The organism is Streptomyces sp. NPDC051576 (assembly GCF_040681835.1).
Lineage (GTDB): Bacteria > Actinomycetota > Actinomycetes > Streptomycetales > Streptomycetaceae > Streptomyces.
Window position 1 is genome coordinate 709687 of sequence record NZ_JBFAZO010000004.1, and the last position, 23107, is coordinate 732793.

Consider the following 23107-nt stretch of genomic DNA (forward strand, 5'->3'; position numbering starts at 1 on the left):
CGTACGGCGAGCTCCTCGGTACGGCGGTCGCCGTGTGAGCTGGGCCCGGTCACCGTGCCGTAGGGCCGCTGACCGGGCGCTGACCGAACCTGACGATCGGGTCAGGAAGCCGCCCGGGCGCTGTGCGAGGCTGACGGCGTGCGGATTCTGGTGGTGGAGGACGAGCGGGAGCTGGCTCAGACGCTGCGCCACGGCCTGACCGCCGAGGGCTTTCGCGTCGACGTGGCCCACGACGGCCGGGAGGGGCTGTGGAAGGCACGGACCGGTGACTACGCCGTGATCGTGCTGGACCTCATGCTGCCGCTGCTCAACGGCTACCGGGTCTGCGCCCAACTGCGCCGCGAGGGCATCACCACGCCGGTGCTGGTCCTCACCGCGAAGGACGGCGACTGGGACCAGGCCGAGGCCCTCGACACCGGCGCGGACGACTACGTCACCAAGCCGTTCACCTACCTGGTCCTGGTCGCGCGTCTGCGGGCGCTGATGCGCCGGGCGCGCGGAGCGGCCTCACCGCTGCTGGTGGTGGGCGATCTGGTGCTCGACGTGGCGGCCAGGACGTGCCGAAGGGCCGGCGTCGCGGTACCGCTCACGCCCCGGGAGTTCGCGGTCGCCGAGGTACTGGCCCGCCGTCCGGGCGAGGCGGTCACCAAGTCCGAGATCCTCCATCACGCCTGGCCGGACGACGTGGAGGAGGCCAACCTCGTCGAGGTCCGGGTCAGCGCGCTGCGCCGGAAGATCGACACCGGCTTCGGGCGGCGCTCCCTGCTGACGGTGCGCGGGGTGGGGTACCGGCTGGTCGACGACCGGGAAAACGAGCGGGAACAGGATGGGTGAGGCGCGGGCCGGCCGGCGGCGCGGGCTCGGGGCGGCAGTCGTCCACTGGGCGCACGGGCTCAGGGCGGTCGTCGTCCGCCGGGCGCGTGCCGTCCTCCCGCTCCCGCGCTCGGTGCGGGCCCGTTCCGCGCTCGCCGCGGGCTGCGCGGCGGCCCTGCTCTTCACCGGGGCGGCGCTGCTGATGCGGCACCAGTTGTACGAGGAGAGGCTGAACACCGCCTCGTCGGTGGCCCGCGCACAGGTCGACACCATCCTCGGGGCCACCTACAGCGGATCGATCGGCGGTCCGTGGGGAGCGCCGTACGAGATCGTCGCCGACGACGGCGTGCTCCTGGCGTCCAGTCCCGACATGGCCCCGTTCGAGCGGGGTGGCCGGGCCTTTCTGCCGGGACCCGGCAGGGGCGGGAGCATGCCGCTGTACACCGAGCGCCGCTTCCGGTTCCCCGTGGTGACCGTGACCGATCCGGCGGCGCGTGCCCTGTCCGGCCGGACCCTCACCACCGTGGACGGGACGGTGCCCGCCACCTCGATGCCCGCCCAGACACTGGGCCACACGCTGCCGACCGGCGCACGGGCCCGCGTCTACGTCGTGATCCTCCCGGAGGACGCCGAACGCGCCGTGGCCTCGCTCGACCGTGAACTGCTCGCGGGGGTACCGGCCGCGACCCTGCTGGTGGCGTGCGTCGCCTGGTTCGCCACGCGCCGGGCGCTGCGTCCGGTCGAGGCGATCAGGGCGCGTACGGCGTCGGTCACCGCCACCGATCCGCGCGAGCGGGTGGAGGTCCCCGACACCGGGGACGAGGTGCAGGAGCTGGCGCTGACGATCAACGCCACGCTGGAGCGGCTGGACGAGGCGGCCCGGGCGCAGCGCAGATTCGTCGCGGACGCCGCGCACGAACTGCGCAGCCCGCTCGCCACGTTGCTGGCCGGCCTGGAGGTGGCGAGCGCCTACCCCGACCACGCCGACTGGCCCGCCGTGGTGGCCGCGGCCTCCGGCCAGGCCCGGCGCCTCGGCAACCTCGCGGAGGAACTCCTCCTGCTGGCCCGACTGGACGCCGGCACTCCCCCGCCGCCCACCGAACCCGTCGACCTGGCCGCGCTGGCGGCCCGGCTGGGCGAGGAGTACACCGGGCCGACCACCAGGGTGGACGTCTTCCTCGACACTCCAGGCCCCGCATGGGTCCTCGCCACCCCCGGCGACCTCGAACGCATCCTCCGCAACCTCCTCGACAACGCCGCCCGCCACGCCACCGGCCACGTCCTGCTGACGGTCGCCCGGGACCGGACCCCCTGGGTCCTCTGCACCGTCCGCGACGACGGCCCCGGCATCCCCCTCCCCGAAACCGACCGCGTCTTCGAACGCTTCACCCGCCTCGACGAGTCCCGCACCCGCACGGACGGCGGCACGGGCCTCGGCCTGGCCATCGCCCGGGACCTCGCGGCGCGGCATGGGGGCGGGGTCGAGCTTGCGGTGCAGCCGGTGGGGGTGGGGGCGTGTTTCGTGCTGCGGTTGGTTGCGGCCGAGGGTGTTACGGGGGCGGGGTGAGCGACGGCATCTCCGTCACCGCAGTGGGCACCTCGGCCCAGACGGTCAGGCCATCGCGTGTCCGCCGTGTTCCCCATCGGGCGGCGAGGGTGCCGGTGACGAGGAGACCTCGCCCGCGTTCCTGCCCCGGTCACGCTGACGGTGGCCGTTTCGGTGGTGAGCGTGAGGGAGACCGCGACGGTCTGACTGTCGGTGTGCTCCAGGGCGTTGGCCACCAGCTCTCCTGTGATGGACTCCAGGTCGTCCACGACACCCGGCGCCAGACCCCGCAACCGCGCCGTCGCTCTCACGTGGCAGCGGGCGGCACGCGCGGAGGCGAGATCCCCGCCCGGCAGCGAGAGCAGGCTCAGCGGCCGGGTTCGGCCCGCGCCACACACAACCAGTAGGTCGTGAGGGTCCTCTGCCCGTGACGGCATCGTGCGATCTCGGTCGAGCGGGCGAGCGCCTCTGCACTCCGCGATGAGCAGTACGTCCCGGAGCGCGTCCGACAACTGCGTTGTCAGCCAGCGGAGTTCGGCGCCCGTGATGTCCTCCGAGGCCGTGACGGTCTCCCGCGCACGCCCGAGAAGCCCGTTCGCCAGGCCTAGTTGAACCGTCTCGACGCGATCGACGATCCGGGAGACCGGGCTGACGCCGACGTCGGCGCCGTCCGAGATGAGCACGCAGGGCCGGCCGTCGTCGCCGGTCCAGGGCAGGAGCCGTACGCGTTCCGCTTCCTCGCTCATCACGCTGCCTCCAACTGGCGGTGGATGTCAGGGGTGTTGGGGTCGATTCCGAGCGCCGTGAGGTAGGGGCGGACGAGCCGGGTCGCCGTGCCGTCGATGGGCTCGTACCAGTGTGGGTGACGGTCGGGGCGACGGGAATGCGGCGAGGCCCAGGGTGCGACAACACGGGGACGGCCGACCGAGTCGGCCTTGCGGACGTGCTGCCGCAGAGCGACGTTCCCGGGGTGCCGGTGCTAAGCCGTCCGTCGCCGACCTCTTCGACTCCGCCCTGAACGCGCGAACCGTCAGCTGACGCTCATGCCCCGATGCGGCTATTGTCCGCGTTCCTCGAACAGGGAGCGTGCGGTCCATATCCGCGGGGTCCTCGCCGAAGGAGTACTGAATGGAGCCCGGCTGCTCGGACAACTTCTTGAAGTAGACCAGGGAGGCCATGAACACGAGCAGGCTTATGCGTTGGGGCGGTGGTGGGTGAGGATGCCCCGGATGTCGAGGAGCCACTGGCGGAGCGAGATCCCTGCCGGGGGCAGGATGCGCAGGTCGAGGGCGCGAGCTGCTTGCTGCAGTTCGTCAGGTGTCGGGTTCATCGCGAGGAAGCTCTCGATGTCGTGGGCCGCGGCCTGGTGGTCTTCCGGGGCCTCTTGGGCGAGATAGTCATTGATGGCCTCGGCGTGTGATCCGTATTCCCGGGAGAAGTCCTGGTGGAAGTACGACCCCAGCAGGTGGGAGAGGCCAGGGAATCGCTCACGCCATTCCCAGCGGGTCTGCGGGCGCGGCACCGCACCGTCGGTCGGCGGTTTCGCGAGGAACTGGCAGAGGTGGTGGCGGACGACGCGCAGACAGTCCTCGACGGATGCACCTGTCGGCGGCTCCAGATGGGGCAGGAGGTCGACGTCGTCGGCGATCTCGTCGCTGAACAGGCCCACGGTGAGCAGGTCGTCGATCTCACGCACTGCGGCCGCGGCCCGCTGAGGGGTGGGCGCGATGACGCGCAGATAGGAAGTGAGGCCGGCGCCCGGTGCTTCCATCGTGTCGTCGAAGGCGTGGCCGCCAGTCCATTCGTATGCCTGCAGGAGTACGTGCAGTTCCGTGAAACGGTCGTGAGGTGACGTCATGGGCTGTGAGCCTGTCTGGTTGCGGTGTTACGGGGCGGCGACGGGATAGGACGTCAGGACCCGGTAGCCAAGCGGGGCGGTGGGGTCCTTCTTGAGGACCACCTTCGCTGCCGTCACCCATTCTGGGGGAAGCCCGTTCTTGAAGTTGGTGCGGGACATACTCAGCCCGGTGCGCTCTCCCAGTTCGGCGGAGAAATCCTTCGTCCCCGTCGGTTTGCCGTTGTTGAGCCAGTCCTCGATCTGCTTCTGCTGCTTGAGCATCACTGTCTGGCTGTGCTTCTGAGCGGAAGCCTGGTCGATGTACCGGGAGGCATCGTCCAGATCCGGATCGGAGCGTAGGCGGGCACGGAGGTCCTGGGTGGTGACGTCGACGTGCTTCTCCAGCGTGTGGGAGTGACTCTCGGGCGTCCCCTTCCCTTCGTCACCTGCCAGGTCCGCCCCGTATTTCGGCTTCTGCGCGCCCTTGCGCTTGCTGCGCGGCCAGGCATTGCTCTCCCCGTCGCCCTTGATCAGCAAGCCGAGGTCGTCGAGGCTCGTCGATCCACCACCGGCCATCGCGATCTGCGGTTCCAAGCCAGGTATCCGTACGCCGCCGAGCAGTTCGGTCATCCCGCCTGCGCTGTTCACGGCCTTGTAGGTCGCGCCCGCCCCGCCCAGCAAACCGCCGGTGAGCGCCCCGTACACCCCCGCCTACCGCGCCTCATCAAGGCTGAGCCCACCGTCCTGCTCACCCGTCGCCATGGCGATCGGCTGGGTGACGGCGAGGTCGACGGTGATGGACTCGACGCCGGCGAAGGCGGCCGTGGCCAGTGTGGTGCCCGCGATGGTGGCGATCTCGGTGGAGACCGCGACGCCCAGGGTGCCGGCCAGCTCGGTGACCGTCGCCGCTGCGGCCACGGCCGCGCCCTCCGAGATGCCCGCGGTGAAGATGGCCAGCGCGGTGCCCGCGACGATGGTCGCGCCGACGATCTCCAGCTCGTGTTCGAGCTTTTTCTTCGCGCCGTGCACGGCGTCCGCGTACGCGTCCAGCGCCTTGGCCATGTCCCGGGCCGCGTCGGAGAGATCCTTGAGCCAGCCGTGCTTGTCGTAGTAGTAGCGCCGCCAGAACGGGTCGTCGAAGGCGGAGATCGCCTCGCCCTTGTTGTTCTCGATCAGGGAGCGGGCCGCCTTGTCGGCCGCGGCGGTGACGTCCTCGACATCGTCGGCGAAGTCCCGCCACGCTTTCGCGGCGTCCCGCAGTCCGCCCTCGTCCGCGTCCGGCCACCACATGCCCGTGACGTCCTGGACGACCTTGCGGGCCTTGTCGGCGATGCTCATTTGGCGTCGTGCGGGACGTCGATCCTGCTGAACATCGCGCGGACCAGCTCTTCGTTGTCGATATGGCCGTCCGCCATGTCCGTCATCGCCGCGTGGATGCTCGCCAGGCCGTCGACCAGGATCTGCGTGGACTGCTGGAGCTGCTTCACGTGCGGGCCGTACGCCTTGTGGAAGTCGGTGCCCTGGTCGTCGTCGCCCCAGGGTTTACCGGCGGCCGACAGTGCGGTCTTCAGCTTGGTGAGCGCGTGTGCGAGGGCAACGCTCTGGTCGCTGAAGTGGGGTGCGGTCCGCTTGATGTCGGCGATCTTTATGTCGAGTATCTCGCCCTTGTCACCCATGACTTGGCGCCTTCCCCCTCCGTCGACTGCACGGCCACACAACGCTAGTTGCCGACCCTGATGCGCGACCGCGCACGACGCAAAGGCAAAGTAAAGATCCTTTCAGGCGCGGTGACCTTACTCACTGACCTGGGTTCGGGGACGGACCCCGGACCCACCCGGCCGCCACCACCCCCGCCGCACCGGCTCCGGCCCGCACCCCGCCCACACCGCCGCCGCGCCCGCCAGGACGAGCGCCCAGTGCTGGTGGCCCGGGGTCCACCACTTGTCCTGCGGGGTGGCGAACAGGCCCCAGTGCTCCGGGAGGAGCAGGGCCGCCGCCATGGATGTGGCCAGGAGGGCGATGGCCACGCGCTGGCCCGGTTCCGGCTCGTCGGTGAGGCGTACGGCGGTGGCGGAGGCGGCGAGGGCGACGACCGCGGCGGCGGCCGCCTCCAGGGTGATGGCGCCGACCGGGGGGCGGGCCTGTGCCGGGATCAGCAACAGGGCGGCCGTCCACCACAGTGCGGCGAGCGGGGCGACCAGCGCGGTGCGCAGGGCGCCGCGGACCATGCGCCGGGTCGGCACCGCGGCGGTCACATGGCGGGCCGGGTCGTCCAGGAGGAACGTCAGGCCCAGGGCGAAGACGAGCGCGGCGCCGCGCAGCACGAGCAGCGCCGTCCACGGGTTGGGATGGTCCGCCAGCAGGCGCGGCAGCGAGGCCAGCAGCAGTCCCGCGGCGGTGCCCGCGCCGAGGGCCCGCCGGGGCAGCGCCCGCAGCACCGGGCGCACCAACTGCCCCAACATCTCTGTACTCACTCGCACTTGTCCGCCCCCGTCGGCGCCTTGACACCGAGCAGCTCGGCCACGCGGGCGGTGGTCACCTTGGGTGCGGTCAGCTCCGCCCAGTGCGCCTTGACCTTGGGGGCGACCGCTGCCCGGCCGGCCGTGAACAACTCCCTTACGACCGTGGTCTGTTCGGCTGTCATGGCGAAGGAGCTGGTCGGCGAGAGGACGGTCGAGGGACCGGTCACGGTGTCGTCGAGCCGGACCGTGCGCAGTTGGGCCACCGGGTCGGACTGCCAGCCGAGGGCCATCCACATGATGGTGACCGTGCGTCCGTCGCAGAGGGACTCGGTCGCCTTCTCGCTGCCGGTGACCAGCACGGAGGAGACCGCGGCCGCGAACTCCGGTACCCGCGACCCGCCCCAGCGGGTGCCGACCGTCACCTGGTACGGCACGGCGGACGGCAAGATCGCGCCGTCGCCGTCCACGCCGTAGCGGGCCTCGATGCGCTGGCGTACGAGCAGCTTCTCCTGGGCGGCGGTGCCGCCGGCCAGGGACTGCACGGAGTCGGTGACCTTCGCCCACGTACTGGTACGGGGCATCCACTCGGGGAACGCGCAGTACGTCGACCGGCCGATCCGGATGCAGGACTGGACCTTCTCCGGGGTGAGCGTGGCCACTTTGCGGGCGGCGACGGTCGCCGCGGGCACCTCGCCGGCCTGGCCGACGGCGCCCCACGCGCCCAGGCCGATCGCCACGGCGAGCGCCGCCGCCACGGTCTTCGTACGGCCGCCGTTGACCAGTACCGCGGCGAGGGCCAGGGTCAGCGCGAGACCGACCAGATACAGGGCGTGCCAGGCGGCGGGGCGGCCCAGCAGGTCGGAGGGGAGCGGCTTGCTGCTCGCGTCGCCGATGACCGGGACCAGCCACCTCGTCGCGTTGCTGTCCGAGTCGTCCGTGAGCGTGCCGAAGAAAGTCGACGCGATGAACGCCAGCACCAGGAGCATCGGTGCCGCGAACGGCCACCGCACCACCCGGGCCAGCAGCACCCCGCCCATCCCGGCGAGCAGCACCGTCAGCGGTCCGACGAGCAGTTCGGCGACCGAGCCGGTGCCGACCGAGCCGGGCGCCAGCACCGCCCAGGTGAACTGCGCGGCCACGAACAGCGCGGTGAGCACGGCCACCGGCACCACGGACAGCGCGAAGGCGATCGTACGGCGCCAGGGTTCGAGGATCAGGACCGCGAAGTGCCGGTCGGTGTCCTGCCGTTGGGAGCGCAGGACGGCCTGGTTGGCGCAGAGCAGTACGGCCAGGGCGGGCAGCAGCGGGCCGGTCTGGGTGGCGCGGTCGACGTCCTGGAGCGCCGGGTAGCTGGTCCAGGCGTTGCGCATGGTCCAGCCGATATAGGCGGCGTAGAGGGCGAACATGAACAACACCGGGAGCCGCAGCAGGAGTTGGCGGGCCTCGAAGCGGGCCAGCGCGAACACCGCCGCCCAGGACTGCCGTTGGTCCTCGGTGCGTTCGGCCGGGAGTGCCTTGTCGAGTACGGCGCTCATGCCGCCACCTCCGCGGCCATGCCGTCGAGGGTGATCAAGTAGCCGTCCTCCAGGGTCGGTTCGACGAGTTGGGCGCCGGGCGGCGGGTCGCCCACGTTGCGGAAGGCGCCCAGGCCGGTGCGCCAGCCCGCCATCGCGGCGGGGTCGCGCTCCGTGCCGCTCCACACCCGGCCCTCGGCCCGGGCGGTGAGCTCGGCCGGGGTGCCCTCGAAGCGGATGGTGCCGCCGGCCATGACAATGACCCGGTTGCAGAGCATCGCGACGTCCTCGGTCTGGTGGGTGGAGAGCAGGACTGTGCGGCCCTCGCCCGCCCGCGCGATCAACTCCCGGAACCGCATGCGTTGTTCGGGGTCCAGGCCGACGGTCGGCTCGTCGAGGACCAGGAAACCGGGGTCGCCGACGAGCGCCGCCGCGAGCGCGACGCGCTGCCGCATCCCGCCCGACAGCTTCTTGATGCGCTTGCCGCGTACGTCGGAGAGGTCGACCTCCTCCAGCACCCGCCGCACCTCGCGATGGCGTGCCTCGCGGTCGGTGATCTCCTTGAGGATCGCGACGTAGTCGACGAACTCGAAGGCGGTGAAGTCCGGGTGGAAGCCGGGCGTCTGCGGCAGATAGCCGAGCACCCGCCGCACCTCCTGCCGTCCGCCGGTGGTGGACGGGTCGTGGCCGAGCACGCCGAAGGTGCCCGAGTCGGCGGGCAGCGCGGTGGCCAGGACCCTCAACAGGGTGGTCTTTCCTGCCCCGTTGGGGCCGAGCAGCCCGGTGACGCCCTCGCCGAGCCGCAGCGACACGTCGTCGAGGGCGTGCGTCGTGCCGTAGCGCAGGCTGAGCCCGGCCGCGGAGACGGTGGTGGTCATGTGCGGAACTCCAGTCAGGGTTCGGGAGAGAGGTTCAGAGTTCGAGAGATCGAAGGGTTGAGAGATCGAGGGTTCGGGAGGTTCAGGCGAGGGGGCCGTAGGCGGCCGGCCTCGTGTCGAAGCGGTCCCGGAGCAGATAGAGGAGCCCGGCCGCGAGCGCGGCCACCGCGGCGGCCACTCCCTGCCCGGCCGCGGTGAACGGCGCGAGTGTGCCGCCGTGCACGTTCTGGGCCACCAGCAGGAACGCCACCCAGCCACCGCCGACCAGCGACGGCGCGAGGACCGGTCCCAGGCGGGTGGTCAGGGCCAGAGCGGTCGACGTCAGGGCGAGTGCGGGCAGCAGCCAGCCGAGGGCGGCCAGGCCGTACGCGGGCATGGCAAGGGACGCCAGGCCGTTGAGGCCGAGGCCGGCCACCAGCACGGCGACCGTGCGGATCATCAGGAGGCGGAAGCCGTGCAGCGGGGCGACGACGGCCATCTCGTAGGTCGGGTCGAACTTCGGGCCGTACGACAGGGCGACGCCGCCGAGCGGGAGCAGCGGGGCGAGCCCCAGGAAGAGGCTCGGGGACCCGGTGTTCTTCAGGGAGTTGGTCACGAGCACGGTCATCACGAGCAGCGCGACGACCGCGCCGAGCCACGAGCGGCGCAGTACCGGTGTCGCCGCGAGCAGCCGTGCCGTGTGGTCGGCGACGCCGAACCGCACGAGCAGCGACTCCATCAACCCCCGTTTGGGCGCGTCGAGTTCGGCGTCGAGCCGCTCCCAGCCCGCGTCCAGCGCCACCGGGTCGGTGACCGTCGCGAGCAGGGCCCGGCACTCGGCGCACCGCGCGAGATGGGTGTCGGCGGACCAGAGCAGCGGAGCTGCCAACTCGCCCCGCGCATAGGCTCGTACGTCGTCCTCGGCCATGTGCCAGGTCATGCCAGCTCCTCCCGCAGTTGCTTGCGGGCCCGCATCGCCCGCGTCTTGACCGTGCCGGCCGGGATGCCCAGCAGGACGGCCGCCTCCCGGGTGGTCAGCCCGTCGATCACGGTGGCCTGGAGGACCGCCCGCAGCTCCGGCGAGAGCCGGACCAGGGCGCCAGCGAGGTCTCCGTGCTCAACCCCCGCGAGCACGCGTTCCTCCGCCGACACCTCGTCGCGGTGCCGCAGCCGCGCCAGCGCCTGCCGCAGCCGGCCGCGCGCTCCGTCGCCGCGCAGCACGTCGATCAGCCGCCGCGACCCGATCCGCCACAGCCACCCGGCCACATCGCCGTCCTCGCGGTAGCGGGCACTGCCCCGCCACACCGCGAGAAACGTCTCCTGTACGACGTCGTCGACCATCCCGGCGTCGGCGCACCGGCCGCGCAGCCGCGCGGTCAGCCATGGCGCGTACCGCCGGTACAGCTCCTCGAACGCGCGTCGGTCGCCGCGCGTCGCGATGGCCCGCAGCAGGTCACCGTCGCTTGCGCCGGTTCCATCGGTTCCCGTTTCGCTCACGTCTCCTCATCGCACGAGCCCCACCGATCGGTTCACGGATCAGCATGCGGATCCGTCTTGACTTTCCGCATCTCCTTCCACCACCCTTTCACTACTCAATTAGTGAAAGGGTGGTGGAACCCCAGTGGTCGACTTCCGCATCGACCGGCACAGCGGCGTGGCCACCTATGTCCAGATCGTCCAGCAGACCAAGCAGGCGCTGCGCCTGGGCATGCTGGAGCCCGGCGACAAACTGCCGACGGCCCGTGAGGTCGTCGAGGCCACCGCCATCAACCCGAACACGGTCCTCAAGGCCTACCGCGAGCTGGAGCGCGAGGGACTGGTGGAGGCCCGCCGCGGCCTCGGCACCTTCGTCCGCAAGAGCCTGAGCACCACCCCCGCCGACTCCCCCCTGCGGCTGGAGCTCGACGACTGGGCCGAGCGGGCCCGGGCCTCCGGACTCGGCCGGGAGGACATCGCCGCGCTCTTCACCGCCGTACTCGAAAAGCACTTCCAAGGAGAACCTTCATGACAGGCACCGCCGCGATAGAGGCCGCCGCGCTCGGCAAGCGGTTCGGGCGACGGGGCGGGTGGGCGCTGCGGGACTGCGCCTTCCGGCTGCCCGTCGGGCGCGTCTGCGCGGTCGTCGGGCCGAACGGCGCGGGCAAGTCCACGCTCCTCGCCCTGGCCGCCGGCCTGCTCGCCCCCACCGAGGGCGAGATATCCGTCCTGGGCGAGCGCCCGGGCCTCGCCCGCGAACGGGTCGCCTACGTCGCGCAGGACAAGCCGCTCTACCCGCAGCTCTCGGTCGCCGAGACGCTCGCGATGGGCGCCGACCTCAACACCGACCGCTGGGACGCGGCCGTCGCCGAGCGGATCGTGGCCGACGGCGGCCTGAACCCGAAGTCCCGCATCCGCGCCCTCTCCGGCGGTCAGCGCACCCGCGTCGCGCTCGCCCTCGCGCTGGCGAAGCGGCCCGAACTGCTGCTCCTGGACGAGCCGACGGCCGACCTGGACCCGCTGGCCCGGCACGACATGATGGGCACGCTCATGGCGCAGGCCGCCGAGTTCGGCACGACGATCGTGATGTCCTCGCACGTGGTGGCCGAGCTGGAGGACTCCTGCGACCACCTGCTGCTGATCGGCGGCGGCCAGGTCCGCGTCGACGGCCCGATCGACGACCTGCTGGCCGCCCACGCGCGCGTGTCCGCCCCCGCGCAGACCGACCTCGCCCCGCACACCGTCGTCGAGTCCCGCACGACCGGCCGCCAGCTCACCGCCCTGCTCCGCCCGGCAGCCCCCCTCCCCACCGACTGGCGCACCACCCCACCCACGCTGGAGGAACTGGTCCTCTCCTACCTCCGCAACCCGGAGGCCGACACGACGACGGCCCACGCCGGCATCCGGAAGAGCGCGGCATGACCGCCCCCGCCACCCCCTCCCGCCCGGCCACCAGCCACCACCAGGCCGCACCACACGCCACCACCCGGCGCACCGACCCGGCCGCGGAACACCTACGCACCCCGAACCCTCACGCCCCGGGAGTGCCCGACCCAACCGCCTCCACCGGCCCGGCCCCCGACCACCACCTGGCACACCGACCCACCCGCCAAAAACCAGCCGACCCTCTCCCACCCGCGCATCCCCACCCGGCAGAGACCCGCATGACCGGTCCCCGCCGCCCCCGCACGCCCGGCCACCGACCACCGGCCCACCCCACTGCCCCACCCGGCGACACCTCGCCCCACCACTCGGCACACCGACCCGCCCGCCCAGGACCACCCGCCGAACACCCATCGGCCCCCTCCCACCCACGCACCCCGAACCCCCTGATCCCGGAGCGCTCCGCATGACCGCCCTCACAACGCCCACCACCCGGCCCGCACCCACCCGGCGATCCAGCACCCTCGACCTCGTTCGCTGGCTCGTGCGGCTGCATCGGCCGGCCCTGCTGGTGTGGGTAGGGCTCGTGCTGGTCCTCGGTGGGCTGCTGCTGTGGCTGGGTGGGCCGCTCACGGACGCCTCGGCCGACGCGTGGAAGCAGTACGACGCCTGCAGAACGAGCTCCTGCCATTACGACCAGGACGCGATCGGCCGGTACAAGGACTGGTACACCTACACGACCGTCGCCGTCCTCGTCCTGCCGTTCGTGGTCGCCGCCTGGTCCGGTGCCGCGCTGATCGGGCGTGAACTGGAGCGCGGGACCGCCCAGTTGGCCTGGACCCAGTCGATCTCCCCGGCCCGCTGGCTCGCCGCGAAGCTGACCGCCCCGGCCGCCCTGGTCGCCGTAGGGTCGGGGCTGCTCGTCGCGCTGCATCACTGGGCCTGGTCCGCAGGGCAGGGGCGGATCGACACCGCCAAGCGGTGGTACGACACCGGGACCTACGCCGCCAACGGCACGATCGTCGTCGCCCTCGCCCTCGCCGGTCTCGCCGCCGGCGCCCTCATCGGTCTCGCCCGGCGCGAAGCCCTCAGCTCGCTCGTCGGCGGACTGGGCGCCACCGGCATCCTGTGGGCGGCCATCGACCGGGTGACACCCCGCCTCTGGCCCACCGTCACCCACGTCAGCGGCCTCAGCCACGAGCGTCCGACCGGCAACGGCATCAGCGTCACGCAAGGACTGCTGACCTCGACCGGCGCCCGTATCCACAACCCGGACTGCGGCAGCGTCACCTACCTGCCGTGCAAGGACGTCTACGCGAAGCTCGACGCCGTCAGCTACTTCAACGACTACCACCCCCAATCCCACTACTGGCCACTCCAGTTGACCTCGACCGCGATCGTCCTCGCCGTCGCCGCCGCCCTGACCGTGGCCGCGTTCCAGATCCTCCAGCGCCGGACCGTCTCCGTGCCCGCCCGCAAGGAGTCCGCCGTATGAGCGCGCAGACGATCCCGCTGACCGTCCGCCCGCGACCCGTCCGCGTCTGGCGCACCATGCTGCGGCTGCAACGCGGGCCGCTGGTCCTCTGGGCGGTCGTCGTCACCGGCGTCTCCGGGATCCTGCTGTGGGCCTACGGGCCCGGAGCGAGCGCCGCCCGGGCCGCACTGCAAAACACCTGCACCGCCACCGGCTGCGACTGGAGCGCCGCCGTCTCGCTCTACGAACTGGCGTACACCGCCGCCGAGATCGCGATCGGTGTGCTCCCCTATCTCGCCGCCGCCTGGGCGGGCGCGGTCGTCGGCCGCGAGCTGGAGAGCGGCACCGCCCACCTCGCCTGGACCCAGTCCATCCCTCCGGCCCGCTGGCTGGCCGGCACCCTCGCCGTGCCCGGCGCGCTGCTCACCGCCGGCACCACGGTCCTGGTACTGCTGCACCGGCTGCTGTTCGACGCCAACAAGGTGCCCGTCGCCTGGAACTGGTGGAACGACGCGACCTACAACGCCGACGGCCCGGTCGCCGTAGCCCATGTCCTGCTCGGTCTCGCCGTGGGCGCCCTCGCCGCCCTGCTGCTGCGCCGCGCCCTGCCCGCGCTCGGCGCCGGGATCGTCGTCACGGCGGCGCTCGTCGCCGGTCTGTTCGCCGCCCGCCCGCACCTGTGGGCCCAGTCGACCAGCCTCGGCACGCTGGCCAACGGCCCCAGAGCCCCGTCGAACGTCCTCCTCGGCGACGAGGGCGCCGTCACCTCCACCGGCGCCCACATCGCCGACCCGGGATGCGGCAACAGCACGCGCTGCCTGAAGGAGCACGACATCACCGGCTACTTCAGCCACTACCACCCCGCCGCTCACTTCTGGCCCCTCCAGCTCGTGGAGACCGGCATCCTCCTGGCCGCCACCGCCCTCCTCCTCGCCGCCGCCTTCACGGTCCTGCGCCGCCGCACCGCCTGACCGGATCCCTCCTCCCGGTGGCTCCCGGGCATCCGTTACGTTCGTTTACGTTGCTTCTGGCGCCGTAGACCCCCGGGAGCCGCTCCCCGATATCCCGCACGCCATGTCGCCGTAACCATCGGTTCAGACGGGCTTGCGACGCTCGGCGAATGAAGCCCGCCGCGCCCGAGCCTTCGCCGCCGCCCGAGGGAAACGGAGGGAACGGAGCCTCTCCTCTCGCGCTCACGCTCCCTCCGGCACTCTCCGACGCGCCCGTATCGCCCGTGGCGCGGAAGAATGGGTCCATGAGCAGCCAGCCCAACGCCCAGGCACAGGTCCAGCACGCGCAGCCCTCCGTGGGCTCCATAGCCGCCCACCGCCCGCACACCGTGTCGGCGGCGGTCTCCGACCTGGAACCCGACATCGACGCCGACCTCGACGAATACGAGGAGTCGCCGTACGACGGGCCCCAGCTCCCGCAGGGCCGCTTCCTGGACCGGGAGCGGAGCTGGCTGGCGTTCAACGAACGGGTCCTGGAACTGGCCGAGGACCCGAACACCCCGCTGCTCGAACGGGCGAACTTCCTCGCCATCTTCGCCAGCAACCTGGACGAGTTCTTCATGGTCCGGGTGGCCGGCCTGAAGCGCCGTATCGCCACCGGTGTCGCCACCCGCTCCGCGTCCGGTCTCCAGCCGCGCGAGGTGCTGGAGATGATCTGGGCCCGCTCGCGCGAGCTGATGGCCCGGCACGCCGCCTGCTACCACGAGGACGTCGCCCCCGCGCTCGCGGAGGAGGGCATCCACCTGGTCCGCTGGAACGAGCTGACGGAGAAGGAGCAGGCGCGCCTCTTCACCCTGTTCCGGCACCAGATCTTCCCGGTGCTGACCCCGCTGGCCGTCGACCCCGCGCACCCCTTCCCGTACATCTCGGGACTCTCGCTGAACCTCGCGGTCGTCGTACGGAACCCGGTCACCGGCCACCGCCACTTCGCGCGCGTCAAGGTGCCGCCGCTGCTCTCCCGCTTCCTGGAGGCCTCCCCGGGCCGGTACGTCCCCCTGGAGGACGTCATCGCCGCCCATCTGGAGGAGCTCTTCCCCGGCATGGAGGTCCTGGAGCACCACGCGTTCCGGCTCACCAGGAACGAGGACCTGGAGGTCGAGGAGGACGACGCCGAGAACCTGCTCCAGGCCCTGGAGAAGGAGCTCATGCGGCGCCGCTTCGGACCGCCGGTGCGCCTGGAGGTCGAGGAGTCCATCGACCGCGAGGTGCTCGACCTGCTGGTGCGCGAGCTGAAGATCAGCGAGGCCGAGGTCTACCCGCTGCCGGGCCCGCTGGACCTCACCGGCCTGTTCCGGATCGGCGGCCTGGACCGGCCCGAGCTGAAGTACCCCAAGTTCATCGCGGGCACCCACCGCGACCTGGCCGAGGTCGAGTCGGCGTCCGCGCCCGACATCTTCGCCGCCCTGCGCAACCGTGACGTGCTGCTGCACCACCCGTACGACTCGTTCTCCACGTCCGTGCAGCGGTTCCTGGAGCAGGCGGCCAACGACGACGACGTCCTCGCCATCAAACAGACCCTGTACCGCACCTCGGGCGACTCCCCGATCGTGGACGCGCTGATAGAGGCGGCCGAGGCCGGCAAGCAGGTCCTCGTCCTGGTCGAGATCAAGGCCCGCTTCGACGAGCACGCCAACATCAAGTGGGCGCGCAAGCTGGAGGAGGCGGGCTGCCACGTCGTCTACGGCCTGGTCGGCCTCAAGACCCACTGCAAGCTCTCGCTCGTCGTCCGCCAGGAGGGCGACACGCTCCGCCGCTACTGCCACGTCGGCACCGGCAACTACCACCCGAAGACGGCCCGCCTCTACGAGGACCTCGGGCTGCTGACGGCGGACCCGCAGGTCGGCGCCGACCTCTCGGACCTCTTCAACCGGCTCTCGGGCTACTCGCGCCGCGAGACCTACCGCCGGCTGCTGGTCGCCCCCAAGTCCCTGCGCGACGGCCTGATCGCCCGGATCAACAAGGAGGTCCAGCACCACCGTGCCGGCCGCCCCTCGTTCATCCGCATCAAGGTCAACTCGATGGTGGACGAGGCGATCATCGACTCCCTCTACCGCGCGTCCCAGGCGGGCGTCCCGGTCGACGTGTGGGTCCGCGGCATCTGCGCGGTGCGGCCCGGCGTCCCCGGGCTCTCCGACAACATCCGCGTACGGTCCGTCCTCGGCCGCTTCCTCGAACACTCCCGGGTCTTCGGCTTCGGCAACGGAGGCGAGCCCGAGGTGTGGATCGGCAGCGCCGACATGATGCACCGCAACCTCGACCGTCGGATCGAGGCCCTGGTCAGGGTCACCGACCCGGCCCACCGCGCCGCGCTCAACCGGATGCTGGAAACCGGTATGTCGGACACCACCTCCTCCTGGCACCTGGGCCCGGACGGCGAGTGGACCCGGCACGCGACCGACGCGGAAGGCCAACCCCTGCGCAACGTCCAGGAGATGCTCATAGACGCCCGGAGGCGCCGGCGTGGCACAGCAACACCTTGACCCGACGGATCCCACGGCCGGAGCCGTGACAGGTGACGCCCTCGCGGGCTACCTGCGCGGCCAGGCCACGGAGTTCCTCCGTGCGCTACGGCTGCACCGGGAGACCGGCGGCGGCCAGAACGGCACGGAGGAGTCCGTCGACGCGGCGCGCGCCCTGCGCCACTCGGCCCGCCGGATCAGCGGCAGCCTGCACACCTTCCGGCCGCTCCTGGACGCCGACTGGTCCGAGGAGATGCGCCCCGAACTGGCGTGGCTGTCGGGCACGTTGGCCCTGGAGCACGCCTGCGCGGCCCGGCTGGAGCGGCTGCTGCTGGCCCTGCACCGGCTCTCGGGCTCGGCCGCGTTCCCCGTGCAGTCGGTGGCCTCCGCGGTCGGCGGCCGGGTCACCGGCGCGGGCCGCGCCACCGGCACCGGACCCGTTCCGGCGGCGACGGCGACCGCCGAGCGCGGCAACCTCACGGTGGGCGCGGCGAAGGCGGGTGCCCTGCTGGAGCGCCAGCTCACCCTGGCCAGGACCCGGGCCCACTCCACCGCCCTCCAGGCCCTCGGCTCCTCCCGCTTCCACGCGGTCGCCGACAAGGTCGCCGTGCTGGCCAGCGAGGTCCCGCTGACCCCGGCCGCGGCCACGGCCGACCTGCGCCCGCTGGCCGCCGCCGCAGGGGAGCGCCTCACGGACGCGGTCACCGCGCTGCCCCTGGTCACCGCCGGGCATCCGTACAACGCGGAGGCCCTGATCCACGGCCTCTCCCCGGACCCGGCCCCGCACCCCCAGGACGGCCCCTGGCACCAGGTCCGGCTGCTGCTGCGCCTGCACCGCTACGCCGGCGAGGTGCTGCGCCCGGACGGCGCACCGACGGACGTACGCCTTCTGGCGGCCGGCCAGGCCCTCAATCTGCACCGGGACGCCTCGGAGGCCGCCGCGGCGGCCGCGGCGGCGGCCCGGACCCCGCGTATCGCCCCGGCGACCGCGTACGCGCTCGGAGTGCTGCACGCCGACCAGCGCCACGAGGTGGAGGCGGCCAGGTTCGCCTTCCAGCGGTCGTGGCAGAAGCAGGCGGTGGGCACACCCTGACGCCCTGAACCGACCCGCGTGGAGGAGACGGTGAACGACCAGTGACTGCTCCCATGAACGACAGCACCGTCCAGGCGGCCGGCTGCGTCCTGTGGCGCCGCTCCCCGATGGACGGAGGGCTGGAAATCTGTCTGGTCCATCGTCCGAAATACGACGACTGGTCCCACCCGAAAGGCAAGCTCAAACGCGGCGAGGACCCGCTCACCGGCGCCCGGCGCGAGGTCGCGGAGGAGACCGGGTACGCGACCACACCCGGTGCCGTGCTGCCCACCGCGCGTTACCTCGCGAACGGGCGGCCGAAGCAGGTCCGCTACTGGGCGGCCGAGGCAGGCGAGGGCGCTTTCGCGCCGAACACCGAGGTCGACCGGATCCTGTGGCTCCCGCCCACGGCCGCCCGCGACCGCCTCACCCAGCCGAGGGACCGCGCCCTCGTGGACGCGCTGCTGACCTCGCTGCGGCTGGCATAGTCCGGAATCACCTCGTGTCCTCGACGTGAGCGTTCCGTGACCTAACCACACCGCCCACAGGGGTTCACCCTCCGTTCACTTATGCCCATAGGCGCCTTCACCTGTTCTGCCTAATTTCGGCCTTACGCGATGCGGACCGCCGACCCGGGGGTCGTACCCGCATCACCCAGTCTTCGTCTTCGCACGCCGCCGGAATTCAGGACGGCGGCTCCTGGAAGGAACTCCCTCAGTGAAGCTTCAGCGCATGAACCGGCGGGCCCTCACCCTCGGTGCTCTCGCCGTCTCCGGCGCCCTGGCCCTCACGGCGTGCGGCTCGGACGACAACGGCGGCTCGGCGAGCAGCAGCAGCTCCTCGTCGACCAACGCCAGCGCGGTCAAGTGCGGCGACGCCAAGAAGGGGCAGCAGCTCCTCGCCGACGGCTCGTCCGCGCAGAAGAACGCCATCGCCGCCTGGGTCAAGGAGTTCACCCAGGCCTGTGGCGTCCAGATCAACTACAAGGCCGGCGGCTCCGGTGCCGGTGTGACCTCCTTCAACCAGGGTCAGCTCGCCTTCGCCGGCTCCGACTCGGCGCTGAAGCCCGAAGAGGTCACCGCCTCCAAGAAGGTCTGCTCCGGCGGTCAGGGCATCGACCTCCCGATGGTCGGCGGCCCGATCGCCCTCGGCTACAACGTCCCGGGTGTCTCCAACCTGGTCCTGGACGCCGCGACGATCGCCAAGATCTTCAACGGCAAGATCACCAACTGGAACGACGCGGCGATCAAGAAGCTGAACCCGTCCGCCACGCTGCCCGACCTCAAGATCCAGGCGTTCCACCGCTCGGACGAGTCCGGCACCACGGACAACTTCACCAAGTACCTGCTCGGCACCACCGCCGCCAACTGGCCCTACACGGGCGGCAAGGCCTGGCAGGCCAAGGGCGGCCAGTCCGCTCCGCAGTCCTCGGGTGTCGCCCAGCAGGTCAAGGCGACCTCCGGTGCCATCGGCTACTTCGAGCTGTCGTACGTCACCGACGGCATGAAGGCGGTCAGCATCGACACCGGCGCCTCCGCGCCGGTCGCCCCGAGCACCGACAGCGCCACCAAGGCCATCGCCGACGCCAAGGTCGTCGGCACCGGCTCCGACCTGTCGCTGAAGCTGAACTACACCACCAAGGCCGACGGCGCCTACCCGATGGTCCTCGTCACGTACGAGATCGTCTGCGACAAGGGCAACAAGGCCGACACCCTGGCCGCCACCAAGTCGTTCCTGACCTACATCGCCAGCGAGGACGGCCAGAAGGTCCTCTCCGAGAACTCCTACGCGCCGATCCCCGACGCGATCATCACCAAGGTTCGCAGCACCATCGCGAGCATCAGCTAGTCCGAGTGTGCGGCCGGGTCCCGCTCCAGGGACCCGGCCGCACCGTCCGGTGCACCGCCGCCACGGACCGCACACAGCCTGTGCGGACCCGCAGACCGGAGAATCTCCATGGATATATCGACAAAGAACCCCGCAGAAGCGCCTCCCCCCACCCCCGAGCCCTCCACCGCCGAGCAGAAGCGCGCGGCCCGTGGCGCCACCCGACCCGGTGACCGGATCTTCCTCGGTCTCTCCCGCGGGTCGGGCATCCTGCTGTTGGTGATCATGGCCGCCATCGCGGTCTTCCTCACCTATCGCGCCTCGCTCGCGATCAGCAAGGACCACGCGAACTTCCTCACCACCTTCGAGTGGAACACCAACCTGGTCCCGCCGAAGTTCGGCATCGCCGTCCTGGCGTTCGGCACCGTGGTGTCCTCGATCATCGCCATGGTCATCGCGGTCCCGATCGCGGTCGCCATCGCCCTGTTCACCACGCACTACGCCCCGCGCAGGCTCCGCGGCCCGGTCTCCTACGTGATCGACCTGCTGGCCGCCGTACCGTCCATCGTGTACGGCCTGTGGGGCGCCCTGATCCTGGTACCGCACATGGTCGGGCTCTACGGCTGGCTGAACGACTACTTCAGCTGGACCGGGCTCTTCTCCTGGGACGGCCTCGCGCCCCGCTCGATGCTCACCGTCGGCATCCTGCTCGCGATCATGATCCTGCCGATCATCACCAACGTGAGCCGCGAGGTCTTCCGCCAGGCCCCGCAGATGATCGAGGAAGCGGCCCTCGCCCTCGGCGCCACCCGCTGGGAGGTCATCCGCATGGCGGTGCTCCCCTTCGGCCGCTCCGGCGTGATATCCGCATCGATGCTCGGCCTCGGCCGCGCGCTCGGCGAGACGATGGCCGTCGCCACCGTCCTCTCCCCGGACTTCCTGATCCACGGCAGCCTGCTCAACCCGGGCGGCGGCACCTTCGCCCAGAACATCGCCAGCAAGTTCAGCGAGGCGACGGCGGACGGCCGGGACGCGCTCATCGCGTCCGGTCTCGTCCTGTTCGTCATCACCCTGCTGGTCAACGGCGCGGCCCGGCTCATCATCGCCCGCCGCGCGGAGTACTCGGGGGCCAACGCATGAGCCACGCAGCCGTAGCCGACAAGCCCGTGAGCACCCTTCAGGGCGCGACGCTCCCCAAGTGGTCGCCGTACGCGATCGCCGGCGGCTCCATCGTGCTGGCCGTCCTCATCGGCCTGGTCGGCAGCCTCGACAGCAAGATCCAGTGGGGTCTGATCGCGGCGATCCTCTTCGTCGTCGGCACGTACGTCATCGCGTCACGCGTCGAGGGCCCCCGTCAGGCCAAGGACCGGATCGCCACCAGCATCGTCTGGGTCGCCTTCCTCCTCGCCGTCGTCCCGCTCGTCTCCCTCCTGTGGACGACGATCGTGCGCGGCGTGAAGGTCCTCGACATCTTCTTCCTGACCCACTCGATGGGCGTGGTCGCCGACACCGAGCCCGGCGGCGGTATCTACCACGCCATCATCGGCAGCCTGGAGCAGGTCGGCCTCGCCACCCTGATCGGCGCCCCGATCGGGGTGCTCACCGCGATCTACCTGGTCGAGTACGGCCGGGGCGCCCTCTCCAAGTGGGTCACGTTCTTCGTGGACGTCATGACGGGCATCCCGTCGATCGTCGCGGGCCTGTTCATCCTGTCCCTCATGCTCATGTGGGACATGGAGCCCTTCGGCTTCGCCGGTTCCTGCGCCCTGGCCATCCTGATGATGCCGGTCGTGGTCCGCTCCACCGAGGAGATGCTCAAGCTCGTCCCGAACGAGCTGCGCGAGGCCTCCCTCGCGCTCGGCATCCCGAAGTGGCGCACGATCCTGAAGGTGGTCCTCCCGACCGCGATCGGCGGCATCACCACCGGCATCATGCTGGCGGTCGCCCGTATCGCCGGTGAGACCGCGCCCGTGCTGCTGCTGGTGTTCGGCAACTCCTTCATCAACAACGATCCCTTCGAGGGTGCGCAGCAGTCTCTGCCGCTGTACATCTACCAGCAGTTCTCGAACAGCTCGGGTTCCGGTGCGGCCTTCGACCGTGCCTGGGCCGCCTCGCTCACGCTGATCGCCTTCGTGATGATCCTCAACCTGGTGGCTCGCGGCATCGCCCGCTGGAAGGCCCCCAAGACCGGTCGCTAAGGCGACAACTTCCGGCTCCGCCGGGCGGGGCCCACTCAGCGACCGATCTGACCCCCTGGAAGTGAAGTAACCATCATGTCCAAGCGAATCGACGTAAGCGGCCTCACCGCCTACTACGGCTCCCACAAGGCAATCGAAGACATCTCGATGACGGTCGAGCCCCGCTCGGTGACGGCCTTCATCGGCCCCTCCGGCTGCGGCAAGTCGACGTTCCTGCGCACGCTCAACCGTATGCACGAGGTGACCTCGGGCGGCCGGGTCGAGGGCAAGGTCCTCCTGGACGACGAGGACCTCTACGGCCAGGGCATCGACCCGGTGTCGGTGCGCCGCGAGATCGGCATGGTCTTCCAGCGCCCGAACCCGTTCCCCACGATGTCGATCTTCGACAACGTGGCGGCGGGCCTGCGCCTGAACGGCTCGTACAAGAAGAGCGAGCTGAGCGACGTCGTGGAGAAGTCGCTGAAGGGCGCGAACCTCTGGAACGAGGTCAAGGACCGCCTGAACAAGCCCGGTTCGGGCCTGTCGGGCGGCCAGCAGCAGCGCCTGTGCATCGCGAGGGCGATCGCGGTGGAGCCGAAGGTCCTGCTGATGGACGAACCGTGCTCCGCCCTCGACCCCATCTCGACGCTCGCGATCGAAGACCTGATCGGCGAACTGAAGGAACGCTTCACGATCGTCATCGTGACGCACAACATGCAGCAGGCGGCCCGCGTCTCGGACCGCACGGCCTTCTTCAACCTCGCCGCCGTCGGCCAGCCCGGCAAGCTCATCGAGATCGACGACACGGAGCGCATCTTCTCCAACCCGTCCGTCCAGGCCACGGAGGACTACATCTCGGGCCGCTTCGGCTAAACCGAGACCCTCCAGAAAACCCCTCGCGGTGCTGCATGGCGGTGCCACCGCGAGGACGAAAAGGGCCCGCCCCTGGCTCCCGGGGGCGGGCCCGTTCGTTTTTGTCTCTACGGCTTTGTCTCTACGGCTTTGTCTCTACGGCGGCTTCTTGGCGGGCGGCGGGGGCGCGTCCGCCGATTCCGGCCGGCTTCGTCGGCGGGCCTTCTGTTTTACCGGTCGCTCCACGACCTACCGAGACAGGCGAGTACGGGTGCGCCTGCGGCGATTCCGGCCCGGCCTCTTCGGCAAGCCGCCTGCTTCTCAGCCACTCCTCGACCCACCGAGTCG

General features: G+C 71.1%; 22 protein-coding genes. 13 read left to right on the forward strand and 9 right to left on the reverse strand.

The annotated features are described in order from the left end of the window. The first annotated feature begins 138 nt into the window (after window positions 1-138). Both AB0M63_RS16980 and AB0M63_RS16985 read left to right on the forward strand, forming a co-directional pair. The gene (locus tag AB0M63_RS16980) at window positions 139-834 is read left to right on the forward strand and encodes a response regulator transcription factor (protein ID WP_366019887.1); all 696 of its coding nucleotides are present in this window, start codon (window positions 139-141) and stop codon (window positions 832-834) included. Continuing rightward, window positions 827-2380: an ATP-binding protein gene (locus AB0M63_RS16985; RefSeq protein WP_366019888.1), complete on the forward strand. Its 1554-nt coding sequence runs from the start codon at window positions 827-829 to the stop codon at window positions 2378-2380. Before AB0M63_RS16980 ends, AB0M63_RS16985 begins: the two co-directional genes overlap by 8 nt. Window positions 2381-3551: 1171 nt before the next feature. Here AB0M63_RS16985 and AB0M63_RS16990 read toward each other — a convergent pair. The 9 genes from AB0M63_RS16990 to AB0M63_RS17030 all read right to left on the reverse strand — a co-directional run bounded on the left by AB0M63_RS16990 (window position 3552) and on the right by AB0M63_RS17030 (window position 10526). Beyond that, the gene (locus tag AB0M63_RS16990; RefSeq protein WP_355909896.1) at window positions 3552-4217 is read right to left on the reverse strand and encodes a contact-dependent growth inhibition system immunity protein; all 666 of its coding nucleotides are present in this window, start codon (window positions 4215-4217) and stop codon (window positions 3552-3554) included. Between the two features lie 27 nt (window positions 4218-4244). Beyond that, window positions 4245-4901: an RNase A-like domain-containing protein gene (locus AB0M63_RS16995; RefSeq protein ID WP_366019889.1), complete on the reverse strand. Its 657-nt coding sequence runs from the start codon at window positions 4899-4901 to the stop codon at window positions 4245-4247. A gap of 6 nt (window positions 4902-4907) precedes the next feature. Beyond that, a complete protein-coding gene (locus tag AB0M63_RS17000; RefSeq protein WP_366019890.1) occupies window positions 4908-5534 on the reverse strand; it encodes a hypothetical protein in 627 nt (208 codons plus the stop codon). Continuing rightward, window positions 5531-5872 (reverse strand): hypothetical protein, encoded by a 342-nt coding sequence (locus AB0M63_RS17005; protein ID WP_366019891.1) that lies wholly within the window; start codon window positions 5870-5872, stop codon window positions 5531-5533. The genes AB0M63_RS17000 and AB0M63_RS17005 overlap by 4 nt, the downstream gene beginning before the upstream one ends. A gap of 117 nt (window positions 5873-5989) precedes the next feature. Further along, a complete protein-coding gene (locus AB0M63_RS17010; RefSeq protein WP_355910276.1) occupies window positions 5990-6658 on the reverse strand; it encodes an ABC transporter in 669 nt (222 codons plus the stop codon). 8 nt (window positions 6659-6666) lie between these two features. Beyond that, window positions 6667-8193 carry an ABC transporter permease gene (locus AB0M63_RS17015; protein WP_366019892.1) on the reverse strand — a complete coding sequence of 509 codons (1527 nt, stop codon included), beginning with the start codon at window positions 8191-8193 and terminating at the stop codon, window positions 6667-6669. After that, window positions 8190-9050, reverse strand: a complete 861-nt coding sequence (locus AB0M63_RS17020; RefSeq protein ID WP_366019894.1) for an ABC transporter ATP-binding protein — start codon at window positions 9048-9050, stop codon at window positions 8190-8192. The genes AB0M63_RS17015 and AB0M63_RS17020 overlap by 4 nt, the downstream gene beginning before the upstream one ends. An 82-nt stretch (window positions 9051-9132) precedes the next feature. Then, the gene (locus AB0M63_RS17025; protein WP_355909881.1) at window positions 9133-9969 is read right to left on the reverse strand and encodes a zf-HC2 domain-containing protein; all 837 of its coding nucleotides are present in this window, start codon (window positions 9967-9969) and stop codon (window positions 9133-9135) included. After that, window positions 9966-10526 (reverse strand): RNA polymerase sigma factor, encoded by a 561-nt coding sequence (locus tag AB0M63_RS17030; RefSeq protein ID WP_355909878.1) that lies wholly within the window; start codon window positions 10524-10526, stop codon window positions 9966-9968. The genes AB0M63_RS17025 and AB0M63_RS17030 overlap by 4 nt, the downstream gene beginning before the upstream one ends. 124 nt (window positions 10527-10650) lie before the next feature. On the opposite strand from AB0M63_RS17030, the gene AB0M63_RS17035 reads away from it, so the two are divergent. From AB0M63_RS17035 to pstB, 11 genes are all read left to right on the forward strand, one after another. Further along, the gene (locus AB0M63_RS17035; RefSeq protein ID WP_355909875.1) at window positions 10651-11037 is read left to right on the forward strand and encodes a GntR family transcriptional regulator; all 387 of its coding nucleotides are present in this window, start codon (window positions 10651-10653) and stop codon (window positions 11035-11037) included. Continuing rightward, the gene (locus tag AB0M63_RS17040; RefSeq protein WP_355909872.1) at window positions 11034-11927 is read left to right on the forward strand and encodes an ABC transporter ATP-binding protein; all 894 of its coding nucleotides are present in this window, start codon (window positions 11034-11036) and stop codon (window positions 11925-11927) included. Before AB0M63_RS17035 ends, AB0M63_RS17040 begins: the two co-directional genes overlap by 4 nt. A 427-nt stretch (window positions 11928-12354) precedes the next feature. Further along, window positions 12355-13383: an ABC transporter permease gene (locus tag AB0M63_RS17045; RefSeq protein ID WP_366019895.1), complete on the forward strand. Its 1029-nt coding sequence runs from the start codon at window positions 12355-12357 to the stop codon at window positions 13381-13383. After that, a complete protein-coding gene (locus AB0M63_RS17050; protein ID WP_366019896.1) occupies window positions 13380-14333 on the forward strand; it encodes a hypothetical protein in 954 nt (317 codons plus the stop codon). The genes AB0M63_RS17045 and AB0M63_RS17050 overlap by 4 nt, the downstream gene beginning before the upstream one ends. 149 nt (window positions 14334-14482) lie before the next feature. Beyond that, window positions 14483-16852, forward strand: coding sequence for an RNA degradosome polyphosphate kinase (locus AB0M63_RS17055; RefSeq protein ID WP_355909863.1), 2370 nt, complete (start codon window positions 14483-14485; stop codon window positions 16850-16852). Beyond that, window positions 16833-17924, forward strand: a complete 1092-nt coding sequence (locus tag AB0M63_RS17060; protein ID WP_366019897.1) for a CHAD domain-containing protein — start codon at window positions 16833-16835, stop codon at window positions 17922-17924. Before AB0M63_RS17055 ends, AB0M63_RS17060 begins: the two co-directional genes overlap by 20 nt. A gap of 53 nt (window positions 17925-17977) precedes the next feature. Next, window positions 17978-18391 (forward strand): NUDIX hydrolase, encoded by a 414-nt coding sequence (locus AB0M63_RS17065; protein ID WP_355909857.1) that lies wholly within the window; start codon window positions 17978-17980, stop codon window positions 18389-18391. Window positions 18392-18620: 229 nt separating this feature from the next. Next, window positions 18621-19751: a phosphate ABC transporter substrate-binding protein PstS gene (gene pstS, locus AB0M63_RS17070; RefSeq protein ID WP_355909854.1), complete on the forward strand. Its 1131-nt coding sequence runs from the start codon at window positions 18621-18623 to the stop codon at window positions 19749-19751. Window positions 19752-19859: 108 nt separating this feature from the next. Beyond that, window positions 19860-20870, forward strand: a complete 1011-nt coding sequence (pstC, locus tag AB0M63_RS17075) for a phosphate ABC transporter permease subunit PstC (protein ID WP_355909851.1) — start codon at window positions 19860-19862, stop codon at window positions 20868-20870. Then, window positions 20867-21928, forward strand: a complete 1062-nt coding sequence (gene pstA, locus AB0M63_RS17080; RefSeq protein ID WP_355909848.1) for a phosphate ABC transporter permease PstA — start codon at window positions 20867-20869, stop codon at window positions 21926-21928. The genes pstC and pstA overlap by 4 nt, the downstream gene beginning before the upstream one ends. A 75-nt stretch (window positions 21929-22003) precedes the next feature. Next, a complete protein-coding gene (gene pstB, locus AB0M63_RS17085; protein WP_366019899.1) occupies window positions 22004-22780 on the forward strand; it encodes a phosphate ABC transporter ATP-binding protein PstB in 777 nt (258 codons plus the stop codon). The last annotated feature ends 327 nt before the right edge of the window (window positions 22781-23107 follow it).

What these genes read in the sequence shown, in the direction of transcription:
- pstA (WP_355909848.1), top strand. Translation starts at nt 20,867, where the DNA reads ATGAGCCACGCAGCCGTAGCCGACAAGCCCGTGAGCACCCTTCAGGGC.
- AB0M63_RS17020 (WP_366019894.1), bottom strand. Translation starts at nt 9,050, where the DNA reads ATGACCACCACCGTCTCCGCGGCCGGGCTCAGCCTGCGCTACGGCACG.
- AB0M63_RS17065 (WP_355909857.1), top strand. Translation starts at nt 17,978, where the DNA reads ATGAACGACAGCACCGTCCAGGCGGCCGGCTGCGTCCTGTGGCGCCGC.
- pstC (WP_355909851.1), top strand. Translation starts at nt 19,860, where the DNA reads ATGGATATATCGACAAAGAACCCCGCAGAAGCGCCTCCCCCCACCCCC.
- AB0M63_RS17010 (WP_355910276.1), bottom strand. Translation starts at nt 6,658, where the DNA reads ATGTTGGGGCAGTTGGTGCGCCCGGTGCTGCGGGCGCTGCCCCGGCGG.
- AB0M63_RS17025 (WP_355909881.1), bottom strand. Translation starts at nt 9,969, where the DNA reads ATGACCTGGCACATGGCCGAGGACGACGTACGAGCCTATGCGCGGGGC.
- AB0M63_RS17000 (WP_366019890.1), bottom strand. Translation starts at nt 5,534, where the DNA reads ATGAGCATCGCCGACAAGGCCCGCAAGGTCGTCCAGGACGTCACGGGC.
- AB0M63_RS17045 (WP_366019895.1), top strand. Translation starts at nt 12,355, where the DNA reads ATGACCGCCCTCACAACGCCCACCACCCGGCCCGCACCCACCCGGCGA.
- AB0M63_RS17005 (WP_366019891.1), bottom strand. Translation starts at nt 5,872, where the DNA reads ATGGGTGACAAGGGCGAGATACTCGACATAAAGATCGCCGACATCAAG.
- pstB (WP_366019899.1), top strand. Translation starts at nt 22,004, where the DNA reads ATGTCCAAGCGAATCGACGTAAGCGGCCTCACCGCCTACTACGGCTCC.
- AB0M63_RS17015 (WP_366019892.1), bottom strand. Translation starts at nt 8,193, where the DNA reads ATGAGCGCCGTACTCGACAAGGCACTCCCGGCCGAACGCACCGAGGAC.
- AB0M63_RS16990 (WP_355909896.1), bottom strand. Translation starts at nt 4,217, where the DNA reads ATGACGTCACCTCACGACCGTTTCACGGAACTGCACGTACTCCTGCAG.
- AB0M63_RS16985 (WP_366019888.1), top strand. Translation starts at nt 827, where the DNA reads ATGGGTGAGGCGCGGGCCGGCCGGCGGCGCGGGCTCGGGGCGGCAGTC.
- AB0M63_RS17050 (WP_366019896.1), top strand. Translation starts at nt 13,380, where the DNA reads ATGAGCGCGCAGACGATCCCGCTGACCGTCCGCCCGCGACCCGTCCGC.
- AB0M63_RS17055 (WP_355909863.1), top strand. Translation starts at nt 14,483, where the DNA reads ATGAAGCCCGCCGCGCCCGAGCCTTCGCCGCCGCCCGAGGGAAACGGA.
- AB0M63_RS17040 (WP_355909872.1), top strand. Translation starts at nt 11,034, where the DNA reads ATGACAGGCACCGCCGCGATAGAGGCCGCCGCGCTCGGCAAGCGGTTC.